At 38.2% G+C, this 17,267-nt stretch carries 11 protein-coding genes; 4 read left to right on the top strand and 7 right to left on the bottom strand.

The window, feature by feature from the left end:
• Positions 1–310 precede the first annotated feature (310 nt).
• Entirely contained in the window at positions 311–1,513 is a 1,203-nt protein-coding gene (locus I586_RS13700) for an argininosuccinate synthase (protein WP_010763468.1), read from the top strand.
• Positions 1,514–1,803: 290 nt separating this feature from the next.
• Complete coding sequence (gene argH, locus I586_RS13695; RefSeq protein WP_010763467.1) at positions 1,804–3,189, top strand: argininosuccinate lyase; 1,386 nt, start codon at positions 1,804–1,806, stop codon at positions 3,187–3,189.
• A 53-nt stretch (positions 3,190–3,242) separates the two neighbouring features.
• Here the strand turns inward: argH and I586_RS13690 are convergent, their stop codons facing one another.
• From I586_RS13690 to I586_RS13680, 3 genes are all read right to left on the bottom strand, one after another.
• Positions 3,243–3,731: a Dps family protein gene (locus I586_RS13690; RefSeq protein WP_010763466.1), complete on the bottom strand. Its 489-nt coding sequence runs from the start codon at positions 3,729–3,731 to the stop codon at positions 3,243–3,245.
• 120 nt (positions 3,732–3,851) lie between these two features.
• Positions 3,852–4,589 carry a DUF5105 domain-containing protein gene (locus I586_RS13685; protein WP_010763465.1) on the bottom strand — a complete coding sequence of 246 codons (738 nt, stop codon included), beginning with the start codon at positions 4,587–4,589 and terminating at the stop codon, positions 3,852–3,854.
• Positions 4,590–4,650: 61 nt separating this feature from the next.
• Positions 4,651–6,180, bottom strand: coding sequence for a gluconokinase (locus I586_RS13680; protein ID WP_010763464.1), 1,530 nt, complete (start codon positions 6,178–6,180; stop codon positions 4,651–4,653).
• 101 nt (positions 6,181–6,281) lie between these two features.
• On the opposite strand from I586_RS13680, the gene I586_RS13675 reads away from it, so the two are divergent.
• Positions 6,282–6,968: a prepilin peptidase gene (locus tag I586_RS13675; RefSeq protein ID WP_010763463.1), complete on the top strand. Its 687-nt coding sequence runs from the start codon at positions 6,282–6,284 to the stop codon at positions 6,966–6,968.
• A 45-nt stretch (positions 6,969–7,013) separates the two neighbouring features.
• Here the strand turns inward: I586_RS13675 and msrA are convergent, their stop codons facing one another.
• Entirely contained in the window at positions 7,014–7,547 is a 534-nt protein-coding gene (gene msrA / locus I586_RS13670) for a peptide-methionine (S)-S-oxide reductase MsrA (RefSeq protein WP_010763462.1), read from the bottom strand.
• A 134-nt stretch (positions 7,548–7,681) separates the two neighbouring features.
• Between msrA and I586_RS13665 the strand changes: the two genes are divergently transcribed.
• A complete protein-coding gene (locus I586_RS13665) occupies positions 7,682–8,401 on the top strand; it encodes a glucosamine-6-phosphate deaminase (protein WP_010763461.1) in 720 nt (239 codons plus the stop codon).
• 48 nt (positions 8,402–8,449) lie between these two features.
• On the opposite strand, the gene rpoC is transcribed toward I586_RS13665, so the two are convergent.
• From rpoC to I586_RS13650, 3 genes are all read right to left on the bottom strand, one after another.
• Positions 8,450–12,103, bottom strand: coding sequence for a DNA-directed RNA polymerase subunit beta' (gene rpoC / locus I586_RS13660; RefSeq protein ID WP_010763460.1), 3,654 nt, complete (start codon positions 12,101–12,103; stop codon positions 8,450–8,452).
• A 154-nt stretch (positions 12,104–12,257) separates the two neighbouring features.
• Positions 12,258–15,875, bottom strand: a complete 3,618-nt coding sequence (rpoB, locus tag I586_RS13655; protein ID WP_010763459.1) for a DNA-directed RNA polymerase subunit beta — start codon at positions 15,873–15,875, stop codon at positions 12,258–12,260.
• 367 nt (positions 15,876–16,242) lie between these two features.
• Complete coding sequence (locus I586_RS13650; protein WP_010763458.1) at positions 16,243–16,815, bottom strand: hypothetical protein; 573 nt, start codon at positions 16,813–16,815, stop codon at positions 16,243–16,245.
• Positions 16,816–17,267: the final 452 nt, after the last annotated feature.

Below are 17,267 nucleotides of genomic sequence, written 5' to 3'. Positions count from 1 at the left end.
CATTGTGGGGCAAACAATACCATTTAATATGATACCTTCTATCACTAGTAAAGTCAATGAATTTCTAAGGTTTTCCACTATTTTTCTTCTAATTTTTTACGATTAAAAAAATTTACTTCTAATTTCAAAATAGAAAACGCCTAAATATGCGTAATGTATATTACGCGCCTTTTAAAAACTAAAATGTATATTATTCCTAAAATATTTATTTTTATGTATATTTATTTATAAAAAGTGTTGATTTTTGCATTTTCAAGTGATATGATGAGAACAATCAAAAAAGACAATTAGAAAATAAGGAGTGTCACTCATGAAAGAAAAAGTTGTTTTAGCCTATTCTGGAGGACTAGATACCTCTGTTGCTGTTAAATGGTTAGTGGATGAAGGATACGATGTGATCGCTTGCTGTTTAGACGTCGGTGAAAAGAAAGATTTAGATTTCATCAAAAATAAAGCGCTAGAAGTCGGTGCTTCTGCTTCCTATACGATTGATGCTAAGGAAGAATTTGCACAAGAATTCGCTTTGATTGCATTGCAAGGTCATACGTTTTATGAACAATCTTATCCACTAGTGTCGGCTTTATCCCGCCCGTTGATTGCTAAGAAGTTAGTAGAATTAGCTCACGAAACTGGGGCAACCACAATCGCTCATGGCTGTACAGGAAAAGGGAATGATCAAGTACGTTTTGAAGTCGCGATCAACGCCCTTGCACCTGAGCTAAACGTGATTGCACCCGTTCGTGAATGGAAATGGTCACGTGAAGAAGAAATCAATTATGCCAAAGAAAAAGGCGTACCCGTCCCTGCAGACTTAGACAATCCTTACTCTGTCGACCAAAACCTTTGGGGTCGCGCCAATGAATGTGGCATTTTAGAAGATCCGTGGGCAACACCTCCAGAAGGTGCTTATGAGTTAACTGCTAGTTTAGAGAATGCACCTGATGAAGCGGATATTATCGAATTAACTTTTGTTGAAGGTGTTCCAACAGCAATCAACGGAAACGAAATGCTGTTATCTGATTTAATTTTAGACTTGAACGATTTAGCTGGTAAACATGGCATCGGTCGGATCGATCATGTGGAGAACCGCCTTGTTGGGATCAAATCTCGTGAAGTCTATGAATGCCCAGCAGCGATTACACTAATGACTGCTCATAAAGAGTTGGAAGATTTGACTTTTGTTCGTGAAGTAGCTCATTTCAAACCAATCATCGAAAACCAGTTATCGCAAATCATTTATGATGGATTGTGGTTCAACCCGTTAACTGACGCCTTGATTGCTTTCTTAAAATCTACCCAAAAATACGTGAATGGTACAGTACGGGTAAAACTATTCAAAGGACACGCTATCGTTGAAGGGCGTAAGTCTGAAAACAGTTTATACAACGAAAACTTAGCAACCTATACTTCTTCTGATACCTTTGATCAAGATGCGGCTGTTGGGTTTATCAAACTCTGGGGGCTTCCAACCAAAGTCAATGCAGAAGTTCAAGCATCTCTGCACAAAAAATGATCGTTACTATGCTTATTTTTCTAGGTTGAATCTATACGTGAGTTAACTTTTACATTGTTGTAAATAAGGTTATCCGATTCACCTATTTCAAATGACTTATCCGAGGAGAATTTCTTTTTGATCTGCGGATCGAAATAAGGAAATCGATCAGTCTTCATTTTAGTCTCAAGAAATCAGAACAAACGGTTGGCACAGAAGACACTCCTTCTTATTTTCTCGGAGTAAGACACTTCTGTCCCAGCCTTCTTTCTTATCACAATGAATAATAATACATAAATGAGAGGTGCATTATGGAAAAATTATGGGGCGGACGGTTTGAAGGAAAAAGCGAAGCATGGATTGATGCGTTCGGCGCTTCAATTCCTTTTGATCAAAAATTAGCCAAACAAGATATTATCGGGAGTTTAGCTCATGTGAAAATGTTGGCTAAGACAGGGATTTTAACAGAAGAAGAAGCCCAACAAATTAGTTCAGGACTTACGACGATTCAAGAAAAATTGCTTGCCGATGAACTGACATTCAGTATCGAAAACGAAGATATTCATTTAAATATTGAAAAACTGTTACATGATGAAATCGGTCCGGTCGCTGGAAAATTGCATACCAGCCGCAGTAGAAATGATCAAGTCGCTACAGATATGCATCTTTATTTAAAAGAAATCGTTCAAGAAGTCATTAGCAAGATTCACTTATTCCGACAAGTTTTAGTCCACAAAGCCGAAGACAATATTGAGACCATCATGCCTGGCTATACCCATTTACAACATGCACAACCGATTTCGTTTGCACATCACATGATGGCCTATTACGGCATGCTGACACGTGATCAAGAACGTTTTTCCGAAAGTTTAAAGCGAATCGATATTTCACCCTTAGGCTGTGCGGCTCTTGCTGGTACAACTTTTCCAATTGATCGTGCTTATTCAGCTGAATTACTAGGTTTTTCTTCCATTTACGAAAATAGTCTAGACGGCGTGAGTGATCGTGACTTTATCTTAGAATTTCTTAGCAATAGTTCCATTTTAATGATGCATCTTTCCAGATTTTGCGAAGAAATCATTTTATGGTGCAGTCATGAGTTTCAGTTTATTGAATTAACAGATACTTTTTCTACAGGCAGCTCGATTATGCCACAAAAAAAGAATCCAGATATGGCAGAATTGATTCGAGGAAAGTCAGGTCGCGTATATGGCAATTTATTCAGCCTCTTAACAGTTTTAAAAGGATTGCCGCTAGCTTATAACAAAGACTTGCAAGAAGACAAAGAGGGCATGTTTGATACGTCTCACACAATTTTAACTAGTTTAGAGATCATGGCTGGTATGGTAGAGACGATGAAACTAAATCAAGAGATCATGGAAAAATCTACTGAAAAAGATTTTTCAAATGCAACAGAACTAGCCGACTATCTAGCAAATAAAGGAATGCCTTTTAGACAAGCTCATGAAATAGTTGGAAAGTTAGTTTTAGATTGCACAAAACAAGGCATTTATTTACAAGATATCCCATTAGAACAGTATCAAGTGATTACACCTTTGATTCAATCTGATATTTATCAAACTTTATCATCAAAAACAGCAATTGAGCGGCGCCATTCCTTCGGCGGAACTGGGTTTGATCAAGTCAAAGCCGCAATTGAACACAGTAAGCACAAATTAGAAAAAGAAGAAAACTAAAAAAACTTCTGAAAGATAGTATACTATCTTTCAGAAGCTTTTAACTTTTTTGATTAACGAGTTTTTGCACGTGAATCTGCATCAATACCAGGTGCTTTACCTAATTTTGCTTGCAACATCCAAATATTTTTCTCGATATCTGTTTTGTTTGCAATAAAGATATCTTGTGTCGAATCGTCGCCTTCTTCACCAGAAACTTCAATTCCTTTTTGATATAAATCTGCTAAATAACGGTAGCCCTCTACTAATTTTTCCATACGTTCAGGAATTGTACGTTCATACGTACCGATTTCATCTTCAATACCAGTATGATCAGCAAATTCTTGTAATGTTGAGTAAGGAGCGCCATCCAATGTAATTAAACGTTCAGAAACAACATCTAACTGATCATTGATTTGGTCCATGTATTCGTCCATTTTAGGGTGTAATGTTAAAAATTCTGGTCCACGCATATACCAGTGTGTTTGATGAATCACCACTGAAAACTGACTTAAATCGGCAACAAGTTGGTTCAACACTTCTTTTGTTTGTTCAAATTTCATTATACATCATCCTCCTAAATTTTTATCTACTTACAATTGTAGTACGAAACCACAAAAAAGTACACTAAAATCTTCATTTTTATAATATTTTTTATTTAATAATAATTATAAACTGGGTAACTAGTTATTATTAGGTACTGGTAACGTATCCAACGAATCAATAATCTCTTTTGCAACTTCATTCAACGCTTCTTGAAGCTCTTTATTCATTGTTTCTACATCTTCCGATCCAGAGATAAAAGCCATAAATAAATTGGAAACAGCTGTTTTTTGATTTTCAGGTACAAACCATTTACCTTTTTCTTTCTCTAGGTGTAATTTTAGTTCAACTGGGTCTGTCTTGATTTTAATCGCTTTAACTCGTTCTTCTAAAATAGAAAAAGTGGCTTCTATCGTTTTTTGCTCATCTTTTGCTATAGTTGGATCAGCAAAGGTCTCTTTAACGAGTTGTCTGGTCATCTCTTGCATTGCGCTCACTAAGTCTAAGCCAGTCACATAATAAGAAATGGTTGCGCCAGTTTTTGTTTCATCTATTTTCACAATTTTATACGTTGACTTTTCTTTTGCTTGTTGCAATAGCTCTTTCGTTAACTGATTAGCTTCTTTTTCAGGAACTTTGGCCCCTGTAGCGGATAAGCCTTTCGCAAAATTTTCTTCGAACGCTTTACTGTTCTCATCTAGCTCGGCTCCAACTTGCTTACCATCACGAAATTCTTTTGCAAATTTGTTTTCGTCTTTTTGATAAACGAGTCGATCAACAAATAGCGCCCCTGCTTCTTCAGCTGGGATACCTTTAGCACCGCAACCCGTCAGAAAAACCCCTACTAAAACCAAAGAGGTGATCCATAACTTTTTCATTTCCTTTCCTCCGTTCTCTTACTACTAGTAAAACAAGTTCCATGTTATTTGTCAAAAAAATTTATTCTAAATCTGTTCTTAACTTCGCTAATTGGTGATAACTGGCGGATAATTGCTGTTGCGTTGTTATGAATAGTGGATACATCTGTTGATAGACCTGCGTACTCTCGCTATTAGGCTCGACGATTTCATAAATCTCAACTTGCTCACAAGCAGCTTCTAAATCAAGCACCTTCCCCAAACTTTGCCAGCCTAGCAAAATAGCTCCTAAAGCCGAGGCTTCAACACTTTCAGTGAGTGAAAGTCTATACCCCAACACATCAGCCATCACACTTTTAAACACTGCTGAATCAGCAAAACCGCCAGTAGCACGTATTTCTTTTACAGGCCCTCCGAGCTCTTCTAATTCTGTTAAAATACGCTTCAAGTTCAAACAAATTCCCTCAATCACCGCTCGCATCATTAATGTGTCATCATGATTTCGTTTTAAACCAATGAAACTCCCCGTTGCTTCAGCATTCCACAAAGGAGCACGCTCGCCTAGCAAATACGGATGAAACATCACTCCTTTTGACCCAGCCGGTGTTTCTTTTACCCGTTCCATAACGGCATCATAAGGATTTTGACCAGAAATACGAGCTTCCGTTTGAACTTCCTTCAATAAATTTTCACAAGCCCAGTCAAAAATACCCGCTCCATTACTTGTAGCACCACCAATTACCCAATGATTTTCATCCAGTACGCAACAAAAAGTTTCAGCTTGCGGATGTGTTTGAGGTTTTCCTACGGTATAACGCAAAGCGCCACTCGTGCCAACCGTTAATGTTGCAGTCCCTTTTGCTACAGCACCTAAACCTAGATTAGATAACGGACCATCGGCTCCACCTAATACAAAAATCGTTTTTGCAGTTAACCCTAATTGATCGCTCCACTCCGCTTTTAAACCAGTTAATTGATAAGTAGGTCTGTCCAATACTGGTAATTGATCCATACTAATACCCATTTCTGTTAAAGCGATCTGATCCCAAGACAGATCATGAATATTTAAAAAACCCGTTCCTGAAGCAGTGCTTATATCTGTAATATATCGATCAAACAAACGATAAAAAACATATTCTTTCATACCGATAAATTTTTCTGCTTGTTCATAAATCTGAGGAAACTCTTCCTTTAACCAGCGAATTTTATGAAAAGGAGTCATCGGATGCATCGGTAACCCTGTATTTTGATAAACGGTTTGCCCTAAGGCAGTATCTCTAAGTTCTTCAGCGTATTTTTCTGCACGATTATCTGCCCATGTAATCACTCGCGTCAAAGGTTGATTATTTTCGTCCATGACAATCAATCCATGCATCGCTGTAGAAAAAGATACAACTGAGATTTCAAGTGGATGAACTTTCGCTACTACTTGTTGGATACATGTGGTCACTGCCTGAAAAATCTGCTCTACATCTTGTTCTGCCATTCCTTCTGTTTCTTGAATAAGGGGATAACGAACATAGGCAGATGAATGTACTGTCCCATCTTCTCTAAAAGCGACAGCTTTTGTTTGTGTCGTACCAATATCTACACCAATTGCTATTTTCTCCATTCTTTCGCCTCATTTCTCCCCTTTATTATTCCTAATAAAAAAATATTTGTCTAGTTAAAAACGCTTTTATTTGCGTATTTAATTACGAAAGGAGTTTTTTTATGTTCGTCATTCATTTTATTACCGGTTGTGTGGTAGGTTCATTTCTTTGTTTAGTTGCAGAACGAATTCCTGTAGGAAAATCTATCTTGAATCCTCCATCTCATTGTTCTAGTTGCCAGACTCCGCTAAAGATTTTTGAGTTGATTCCGATAATCTCTATTATTTTCCTACGCTTTCGTTGCCGTTATTGTCACTATAAATTGTCCCCCATTTATTTTATGAGTGAACTGATTTGTGGGTTGTTGTTTATTGTTGTCCCTTTTGATTCTATTCAGCCCTGCTACTCACTTTTTTTACTGCTTACAGCTGTTGTCCTATCTCTAACAGATATTTTTTATTTGATTGTTGCACCTCGGTTATTTTATCCGCTTGCCTTTTTCTTGTGTGCTTGGCACATTTATTTAGCATTACCGATCTATTTTTTTACAAGCTTCGCCATTTTTATTAGTCTGTATGGTTTAACTAAAATCTATCCTGATTCTATCGGTGGAGGAGATATTATCTTGTTAGTTTTATTAGGTGCGCTCTTAGGGTATGAACCGCTGATTTTCTTACTGTTTTGTGCGAGTAGTAGTGGTTTACTCTTTTTACTAGTTTATCAATCCGTTTTTCAGAAAAAAATACGGCGACTTCCTTTTGTTCCCTTCCTAACTATAGGACTATTTTGTGTTTTTTTATGTAAATAGAAACGAGACAAAAGCTCTTTTACACTTTTATCTCGTTTCTCAAATTTATTTATTTTTCCAATTTTTTCGAATAAATCCAGCTCGACCAGAACCTTCTTTATACAAATTATAATGCACGCTATGTTTTTTATAATACTCTTGATGATAGTCTTCTGCCGGATAAAAAGGTTGGGCTGGTTCAATTTTGGTTACGATTGGTTGTGTAAAGCGACCACTGGCTTGCAATGCTTCTTTCGATTTTTCCGCACTCTTTTTTTGGGCCTCATTTGTATAAAAAATAACTGGGCGATAAGACTCCCCTCGATCAGCAAATTGTCCCAAAGCATCCGTCGGGTCTGTTTGTTGCCAATACGTTTCTACTAGTTTCTCATACGAAATAACTGCCGGATCATATGTTATTTCAACTGCTTCTGTATGTCCAGTAAGCCCAGTCGTAACTTGTTCATAACTCGGATTTTCAATGTGTCCTCCCGTATAACCTGCTACAACTGAAATAATACCTGGCTGTGTATCAAAAGGTTTAACCATACACCAGAAACAGCCACCGGCAAAAATCGCTTTCTCATATTGATGTTCCATTATTTCTTCACCTCTTCTTTTCTCTATCATAATCCGAATAAAAAAATAATGATATTGATTTGCCTATAAAAATCCATTGACATGGGATGGTTCCCATATGATAAATTAAATAAAAAGAAGGAGAGGTAATCAAAATGAACATCATCATTGAAGAAAACTACGAAAAAATGAGTCGTGTCGCAGCAAATATTCTTTTAGGTAAAATGTATCAAAAAAAACGAGTTAACCTTGCAATAACAGCTGGATCAACACCGGTTAAAATGTATGAATACCTAGTAACAGATGTAAAAAATAAACCTTATTTTGATAATGTACATTACTACAATTTCGACGAAATTCCTTTCAAGCAAAAGAAAGGTTATGGCGTCACTATGACCAATCTCAATAATCTCTTCTTCAATCCAGCCGAAATTTCAGAAGACCATATCCATCCATTAGATGAAAATAACTATCAATCACAAGATGAGAGGATCGAACAAAATGGCGGATTAGACTTGATTTTACTAGGTATCGGAGCAGATGGTCATTATTGTGGAAATCTTCCAGGAACAACAAAATTTGAAGATTTAACTTCTTATGTAGGAGAAGATGCCACTGAAAATATGAAAGATATTTTATTAAGCGAGGTCGGCGGCGATGAAAATGAACGTCCAGACTTTTACGTAACCATGGGACCAAAAAGCGTGATGCAAGCAAAAGAGATTGTGCTCTTTGCCACAGGTAAGAAAAAAGCCGCAATCATCAAACAGGCTTTCTTCGGTCCAGTTACAAATGAAGTACCTGCTTCTTTACTACAAACACATCCTAACTTAACGATTGTTTTAGATCAAGAAGCTGCATCAGAACTTTACTAAGAAAAAAAGGCTTGAAATCAAATGATTTCAAGCCTTTTTTATTCGCTATTACTTATTCAACTCATTCAAAGCATCTTCAGCAGCCATTTGTGCTTCAATATCAGAGATACTGTAGACATTTTCGCTCGCTACGCCAACTTCTTTTGGTTCCATGTTACGGTAACGAGCCATACCAGTACCAGCTGGGATGATCTTACCAATGATAACATTTTCTTTCAAACCAAGTAATGGGTCTTTTTTACCACGAATCGCAGCATCTGTTAACACACGAGTTGTTTCTTGGAATGACGCAGCAGATAAGAAACTGTTTGTTTCTAATGATGCTTTTGTGATTCCTAGTAAGACTGGACGGCTTGTTGCAGGAACGCCACCAGCTACCAATGTGTCGTAGTTACGATCTTTAAATTCAGCAATATCAAGTAATGTACCTGGTAAGATTTCAGTGTCACCTGGATCCATGACACGAACTTTACGAAGCATTTGACGAACCATTACCTCGATATGTTTATCGCCGATTTCTACCCCTTGCATACGGTAAACACGTTGTACTTCACGCAATAGGTAATTTTCAACAGATAATACATCGCGAACTTGTAATAGTTGTTTAGGATCGATTGAACCTTCTGTCAATGGTTCACCACGATGGATCGTATCACCTTCAGCAACTTTCATACGTGCTGTATAAGGAACAGTATACGTACGAGTATCTGTTTTTCCTTTGATTGTCACTTCTTTTTGGCGTGTTGCAGGATCTTCAGAAATATCGATTACTTCACCGGTAACTTCTGTGATAACTGCTTGTCCTTTCGGATTACGTGCTTCAAAAATTTCTTGGACACGAGGAAGACCTTGAGTAATATCATCTCCGGCAACCCCACCTGTATGGAACGTACGCATTGTTAATTGAGTACCAGGTTCTCCGATTGATTGAGCGGCAATTGTACCAACTGCTTCCCCAACTTCAACACCTGAACCAGTTGCTAAGTTACGGCCATAACAGTGTTTACATACACCATGTTTGGTATTACATGTAAATACGGAACGGATCGTTACTGTTTCAACACCAGCTTCAATAATTTCTCTTGCTAGATCTTCTGAAATCAGTTGATCTTCACCGATAATCATTTTGCCTGTTTCAGGGTGCATGACAGCTTTACGAGTATAACGTCCAAGTAAACGTTCTTCTAAAGGTTCAATGATTTCATTTCCTTCACGAATTGATTGGATTACTAGACCGCGGTCAGTTCCACAATCGTCTTCACGAATAATAACATCTTGTGCTACGTCAACTAAACGACGAGTCAAGTAACCTGAATCGGCTGTTTTCAAGGCTGTATCGGTCATCCCTTTACGAGCTCCATGGGTAGAGATAAACATTTCTAAGACAGAAAGTCCTTCACGGAAGTTTGAGATGATCGGCAGTTCCATGATACGTCCGTTTGGAGCGGCCATCAGTCCACGCATACCAGCAAGCTGAGTAAAGTTGGAGATGTTACCACGGGCTCCAGAATCTGACATCATGAAGATTGGATTTTTAGCATCCATACTTTCAATCAGTTTTTGTTGAATTTCATCTTTAGCTTTATTCCAAACTGCAATAACACGTTCATAACGTTCGTCATCTGTAATCAGACCACGACGGAATTGTTTCGTGATATTTTCGACTTGTTTATGGGCATCATCGATGATTTCTTGTTTCTCATGCAATACCATGATGTCGGCGATACCAACAGTCATACCAGCATGAGTCGAATGTTTATACCCTAAGTCTTTCATTCTATCAAGCATCTTAGAAGTTTCAGTGATATGGAATCTCTTGAAGACTTCAGCGATGATATTTCCTAAGTTTTTCTTCTTGAATGGCAATACTAATTCTTGCGCTTGAATATGTGCAGGAATATCTGTACCAGCTTCTACAAAATACTTGTCAGGTGTTTGTACCGTTAAGTTGTAGTCTGTTGGTTCATTCAAGTAAGGGAATTCTACAGGCATGATTTCATTAAAGATGATCTTACCTACAGTTGTGATCAAAATACGCTCTTTTTGCCAATCCGTAAACGGTTTGTCGCCAAGTAAAGTTGTTTGAACACCGATACGTGAGTGTAAATGCACGTATCCATTACGCCATGCTAACACAGCTTCATTCATGTCGCGGAAGATCATGCCTTCCCCTTCACGTCCGTCTTCTTCCATTGTTAGGTAATAGTTACCCAAGACCATATCTTGAGACGGTGTTACAACTGGTTTACCATCTTTTGGATTCAAAATGTTTTGAGCAGCTAACATCAACATACGTGCTTCTGCTTGTGCTTCTTCGTTCAATGGAACGTGAACGGCCATTTGGTCTCCATCGAAATCGGCATTGTAGGCTTCACATACTAATGGGTGAAGACGAATTGCACGCCCTTCAACTAACACTGGTTCAAAGGCTTGGATACCAAGTCTGTGTAGTGTAGGTGCTCGGTTAAGCAATACTGGATGCTCTTGAATAACTTCTTCTAAGATATCCCAAACTTCATCTTCTCCGCGTTCGATTTTACGTTTTGCGTTTTTGATGTTTGTTGCGATTTCGCGTTGCACTAATTCACGCATCACGAATGGTTTGAATAATTCGATTGCCATTTCTTTTGGCAAACCACATTGGTACATTTTCAAGTTAGGTCCTACGACGATAACTGAACGACCAGAGTAATCCACACGTTTACCCAGTAAGTTTTGACGGAAACGACCTTGTTTCCCTTTTAACATATGAGAAAGAGATTTCAATGGACGGTTACCTGGTCCTGTAACAGGACGGCCACGACGACCATTATCGATCAACGCATCAACAGCTTCTTGTAGCATACGTTTTTCATTTTGAACAATGATATTTGGCGCGTTTAAATCTAATAAACGTTTCAAACGATTGTTACGGTTGATTACACGACGGTATAAGTCATTTAAATCACTTGTTGCAAAACGTCCACCTTCTAATTGAACCATCGGACGTAAATCTGGCGGGATTACTGGAATAACATCCATAACCATCCAACTTGGCAAGTTTCCAGAAGCACGGAATGCTTCTAAAATATCTAAACGGCGAATAGCACGTGTTCTTTTTTGACCTTGTGCTGATTTTAATTCTTCTTTTAATTGAGTGACTTCGCCATCTAAATCAACGTTGTCTAACAATTGTTTAACAGCTTCCGCACCCATGGCAGCAGTAAAGCCTTGACCATATTGATCACGTTTATCGCGATATTCGCGTTCTGTTAATAATTGTTTTTTCTCTAAAGAAGTATCTCCGGCATCAATTACTACATAAGATGCAAAGTAAATGATCTCTTCCAAAGCACGAGGACTCATATCTAAAACAAGCCCCATACGAGATGGAATACCTTTGAAATACCAGATATGTGAAACAGGTGCTGCTAACTCAATGTGTCCCATACGTTCACGACGAACTTTAGAACGAGTTACTTCTACACCACAACGATCACAAACGATACCTTTATAACGAATACGTTTATATTTTCCACACGCACATTCCCAGTCTTTAGTTGGACCGAAAATACGTTCACAGAACAAACCTTCACGTTCAGGTTTTAGCGTACGGTAATTAATCGTTTCGGGTTTCTTTACTTCACCGTAAGACCAGCTTCTGATCTTTTCTGGAGAAGCTAAACCTATTTGCATACTTTCGAATTTATTTACATCGATCAAAAGGGATTCCCTCCATTTCTTGATAGGAAAAGTTAGGGTGAGAAGAAAACACAGTATTTTTTACTCATTTTCTTCCACCATCTGTACCAATGCTCTTTTTAAAAAGAGCATTGACACTAAACTAACTTGACAATTTTAATAAGACTCTAAACAATTAGTCTTTTGTATCTTCAGCAGTTTGAATTTCTTGTTCAAGAACTGCATCCGCAGCTTCTTTTGCTTCAGCTGCTTCTTTTTCTAATTGTTTCGCTGATTGTTGTTCGGCAAATTTTGTTAGGGCATCAACTGTGATCAAGTCATCATCATCGTCATCCATATCACGTAATTCGATTTCTTGTTCTTCAATGTCCAATACGCGCATATCTAAACCAAGGGATTGTAATTCTTTCACCAATACGCGGAATGATTCTGGAACGCCTGGTTTTGGAATTGGTTCACCTTTGACGATGGCTTCGTATGTTTTCACACGACCAACAACGTCATCAGATTTGTACGTTAAAATTTCTTGTAATGTGTAAGCTGCACCGTATGCTTCCAGTGCCCATACTTCCATTTCCCCAAAACGTTGTCCACCAAATTGAGCTTTACCTCCAAGTGGTTGTTGGGTAACAAGTGAGTATGGTCCAATAGAACGGGCATGTAATTTATCATCGACCATGTGGGCCAATTTGATCATGTACATCACACCAACAGAGATACGGTTATCAAATGGTTCACCTGTACGTCCGTCGTAAAGAACTGTTTTCGCATCACTAGCCATACCAGCTTCACGAACTGTTTCCCATACATCATCATCATTCGCACCATCGAATACTGGTGTTGCAATATGGATACCTAACTGACGAGCAGCCATACCTAAATGCAATTCTAGTACTTGTCCAATATTCATACGTGATGGTACCCCTAATGGGTTCAACATGATATCGATTGGTGTTCCATCTGGTAGAAACGGCATATCTTCTTCCGGCATAATACGGGATACAACCCCTTTATTACCGTGACGACCGGCCATTTTATCTCCTTCATGGATTTTACGTTTTTGAACGATATACACACGAACTAACATGTTTACGCCAGGAGACAATTCATCTCCAGCTTCACGGGTAAAGATTTTCACGTCATGAACAATCCCGCCGCCGCCATGAGGCACACGTAGAGACGTATCACGAACTTCACGAGCTTTTTCACCAAAGATTGCATGTAGTAAACGTTCTTCAGCAGATAATTCAGTAACCCCTTTAGGCGTTACTTTCCCTACTAATAAATCGCCATCTTTGACTTCAGCACCAATACGGATGATACCCATTTCGTCAAGATCTTTCAAAGCATCTTCCCCGACGTTTGGAATTTCGCGAGTGATTTCTTCAGGGCCTAATTTTGTATCACGAGCTTCTGATTCATATTCTTCAATATGGATAGAAGTGTAGACATCATCTTTCACCAAACGACGGCTCATGATGATCGCATCCTCGTAGTTATAACCTTCCCATGTCATAAATCCAACAAGAACGTTTTGTCCTAAAGCCATTTCGCCTTCTTCCATAGAAGGTCCATCTGCTAATGTATCGCCTTTTTCAACTTTTTCGCCTAAAAGAACGATTGGACGTTGGTTGTAACTTGTACCTGAATTTGAACGACGGAATTTTGTGACCATATATTTATCTAATGCGCCATTGTCACGGCGAACGCGTACTTCTGATGCATCCACATATTCAACGACACCATCATGTTTACAAAGTAAAGCGGCACCCGAGTCATGTGCTGATTTGTATTCCATACCAGTTCCCACAAGTGGTGAACGAGGTTGAATCAATGGCACAGCTTGACGTTGCATGTTGGCACCCATCAAGGCACGGTTGGAGTCATCGTTTTCCAAGAAAGGAATACATGCCGTCGCAACAGCAACTACTTGTTTAGGTGAAACGTCCATGTAATCGACTCTATCGATCGTTACTTCAAGGTTTTCACTTTGCAGACGAGCCATTACTAAATCTTCAGCAAATGTTCCGTCTTCATTTAAGCGTGAGTTCGCTTGCGCTACGATATAGTGATCCTCTGTGTCAGCAGTTAAGTAATCCACTTGATCGGTTACTTTTCCTGTTGCACGATCAACACGACGATACGGTGTTTCGATAAAACCAAACTTATTGACTTTAGCATAACTTGACAAGCTATTGATCAACCCGATATTTGGTCCCTCAGGCGTTTCGATCGGACACATACGGCCATAGTGGGAATAGTGAACGTCTCGAACTTCATAGCCAGCACGGTCACGAGTCAAACCACCAGGTCCTAAGGCAGATAGACGACGTTTGTGTGTCAACTCACCTAGAGGATTTGTTTGGTCCATGAATTGTGATAATTGAGAAGAACCAAAGAATTCTTTGATACTTGCAACAACTGGACGAATGTTGATCAATTGTTGTGGAGTCAATGTTTCAGTGTCTTGAATCGACATTCTTTCACGAACCACACGTTCCATACGAGCTAAACCAATACGGAATTGGTTTTGTAGTAATTCACCAACTGAACGAATACGACGGTTACCTAAGTGATCGATATCATCTACGTTACCGATGTCTTCTTGTAAGTTAAAGAAATAACTCATTGAAGCTACGATATCTGCTGGACGAACAGTTTTCACACTTGTATCAGGGTAGCCATTACCGATTACGTTCACAATGCGTTCTGGATCTTTGGGAGAAAGAACTTTGATTACTTGAACTGTCATTGGTTCCGTAACCACACCATCTTCACTTGGGTAATACGTTACGCTGTTTAAGCCGTTGTCGATATGTTCACCTAATGTTTCCATTACTTGGTGCGTCATTACTGTCCCTTTTTCAAAGATGATTTCGCCAGTTTCAGCATCGATTAATGTTTCACCTAGAGTTAGGTTCAATAAACGCGTTTTTAAATCTAATTTTTTGTTGACTTTATAACGACCAACGTTCGCTAAATCATAGCGTTTTGGATCGAAGAAACGAGCGTTTAACAAGTTACGAGAGCTGTCAGCCGTTTTCGGCTCACCAGGTCGAAGACGCTCATAAATATCTTTCAAGCCTTCTTCAGTACGAGAATCGCTCGCATTTTTGTGTAAATCTTTTTCGATCGTGTTACGTAAGCTTAATGTCTCACCAAAAATTTCAAAAATTGTATCGTCAGAGCCAAAACCTAAAGCACGAACTAATACAGTCAAAGGAATTTTACGTGTACGGTCAATACGTACGTAAGAGATGTCTTTCGCATCAGTTTCCATTTCTAACCATGCACCACGGTTAGGGATCACTGTTGAACCAAAGCCTTCTTTACCATTTTTATCTACTTTGCCATGGAAATAAACACCAGGTGAACGCACTAATTGAGAAACGATAACACGCTCTGCACCATTGATGATAAATGTTCCCATTTCAGTCATTAGAGGGAAATCACCGAAGAATACTTCTTGTGATTTGATTTCTCCAGATTCACGGTTCGTCAATCGTAGAGTAACGTGTAACGGTGCAGAATAGTTTGCGTCATGTGCGCGCGCTTCTTCTACCGTATACTTAGGTTCTTTTAATTCATAATCCACAAATTCCAAAGATAAGTTTCCTTGAAAATCATCGATCGGTAAAATGTCCTCAAACATTTCTCTTAGTCCTTCATCTAAAAACCATTGGTAAGAGTCTGTTTGAATTTCGATCAAGTTGGGTAATTCCAACACTTCACTGATCCGGGCGAAACTTCTACGTTCGCGGTGTTTTCCGTATTTTACTACGTGTCCAGCCAAGCTCTTCACTCCTCTAATTAAATGTCTATCAAAACACTAGCCAAAAAATATTTCGTTAATATTACAAATATTAAATATCTGTAATATTGAGCATTTTTTGCAGTTTTTAGGCAAAAAAAAACCAAAAATAGAATGTGCTCTTGAAAAATTCTCGTGCGTCTCTACTTTTGTTTCCCTATTAAAAACCGGAACGGACAATATTTCGCTCCTGCTTTGTCATTTTTCAGATAGTTTTTGCATCTATACATTGTACTTCCTTCTATAGTAAAAGTCAAGGTTTTTTACGACTTTAAAATAGTCTAGTTTCGATAAAAAAAAGAGCGTAAGATATAACGTTTCAAGTTATATCTTACGCTCTTAAAATCTTTTATTGAACGGTTGTTTCGCCAGTAATTTCAGCGCCTTCTTTATCTAGCGTTGCAGAAGTTTTATATTCTTCTTTTTCAAAAGTAACGTTTCCTTCAACCTTTGTTCCATTTAAAACAAAGCCGTTCGCTTTAACTAAAATATCCCCTTTGATTGTTCCATTAACAATATTGAAGTTTTCTGTTTCAACAATCAATTGAGGAACGGTTACAGTGTATTCCGCTGTAACTTTTTTATCTGAATCTTGCGCATACAATGCTAATTTTCTATAAATATCGCCTGAAGATTCCCCTTTATCATGAAACTCACCAGCAACCGTTACGTCCTTATCGAAAGTAAGATCTGCTGTTGCCGCAACGATCCAGTTTCCATCTTTGCTCAATGCTTTTTCGATTACTTCTGGTTTATCACTGATTGAAGCACCACTTACTGCATCAACGCTTGAGCTCATTGATGTTTCCGTTTTGCTATCTGAAGAACTGTCCTTAGAATCTTTTTTATCGCCATTACATGCGCCTAATACCAATACTGTTGCCGCTAACGTGCCTAATGTAATTAATTTTTTCGAAATCATATACATCCTCCTAGTTATTTGCTATTTATTTATACGATTAAATCTTAGCATGAACCTAAAAAAATTCACAAAGATATCCTCTTTTTTCAAATTTATTAGCATTAACTTAAAAAAATTCACAAATTTCTTTTCTATATACTATTCTTTTTAACAAAATAATATTATACGAATGTTCTGAAAATTTAAAATAATCTGTTGACAGCAGATACTCTTTTCCTATATACTAAATACAATTCAATTTGCGGAGGGATTTTTATGACACACTCAATCAACGCACAACTGAATAAAGCTTACTTTAGCTACTTTAGATAGTTTTGTATTCATGCAATCGTGGGTACAAACAGCAAAAACCTGTTTTTGTATCTATGATGGCTAGAGCGCTTTGTACTGAACAAACGGCCACGTAGACAATCCTAAGTGGCGAATAAAGAAGTGTTTACTAACGACTTTTA

Origin of the sequence: Enterococcus moraviensis ATCC BAA-383 (assembly GCF_000407445.1) — a bacterium.
In the GTDB taxonomy this organism is placed as follows: Bacteria; Bacillota; Bacilli; order Lactobacillales; family Enterococcaceae; genus Enterococcus_L; species Enterococcus_L moraviensis.
Note: the sequence above shows the minus strand (reverse complement) of the source record. Positions and strands in the feature narration are given on the sequence as shown.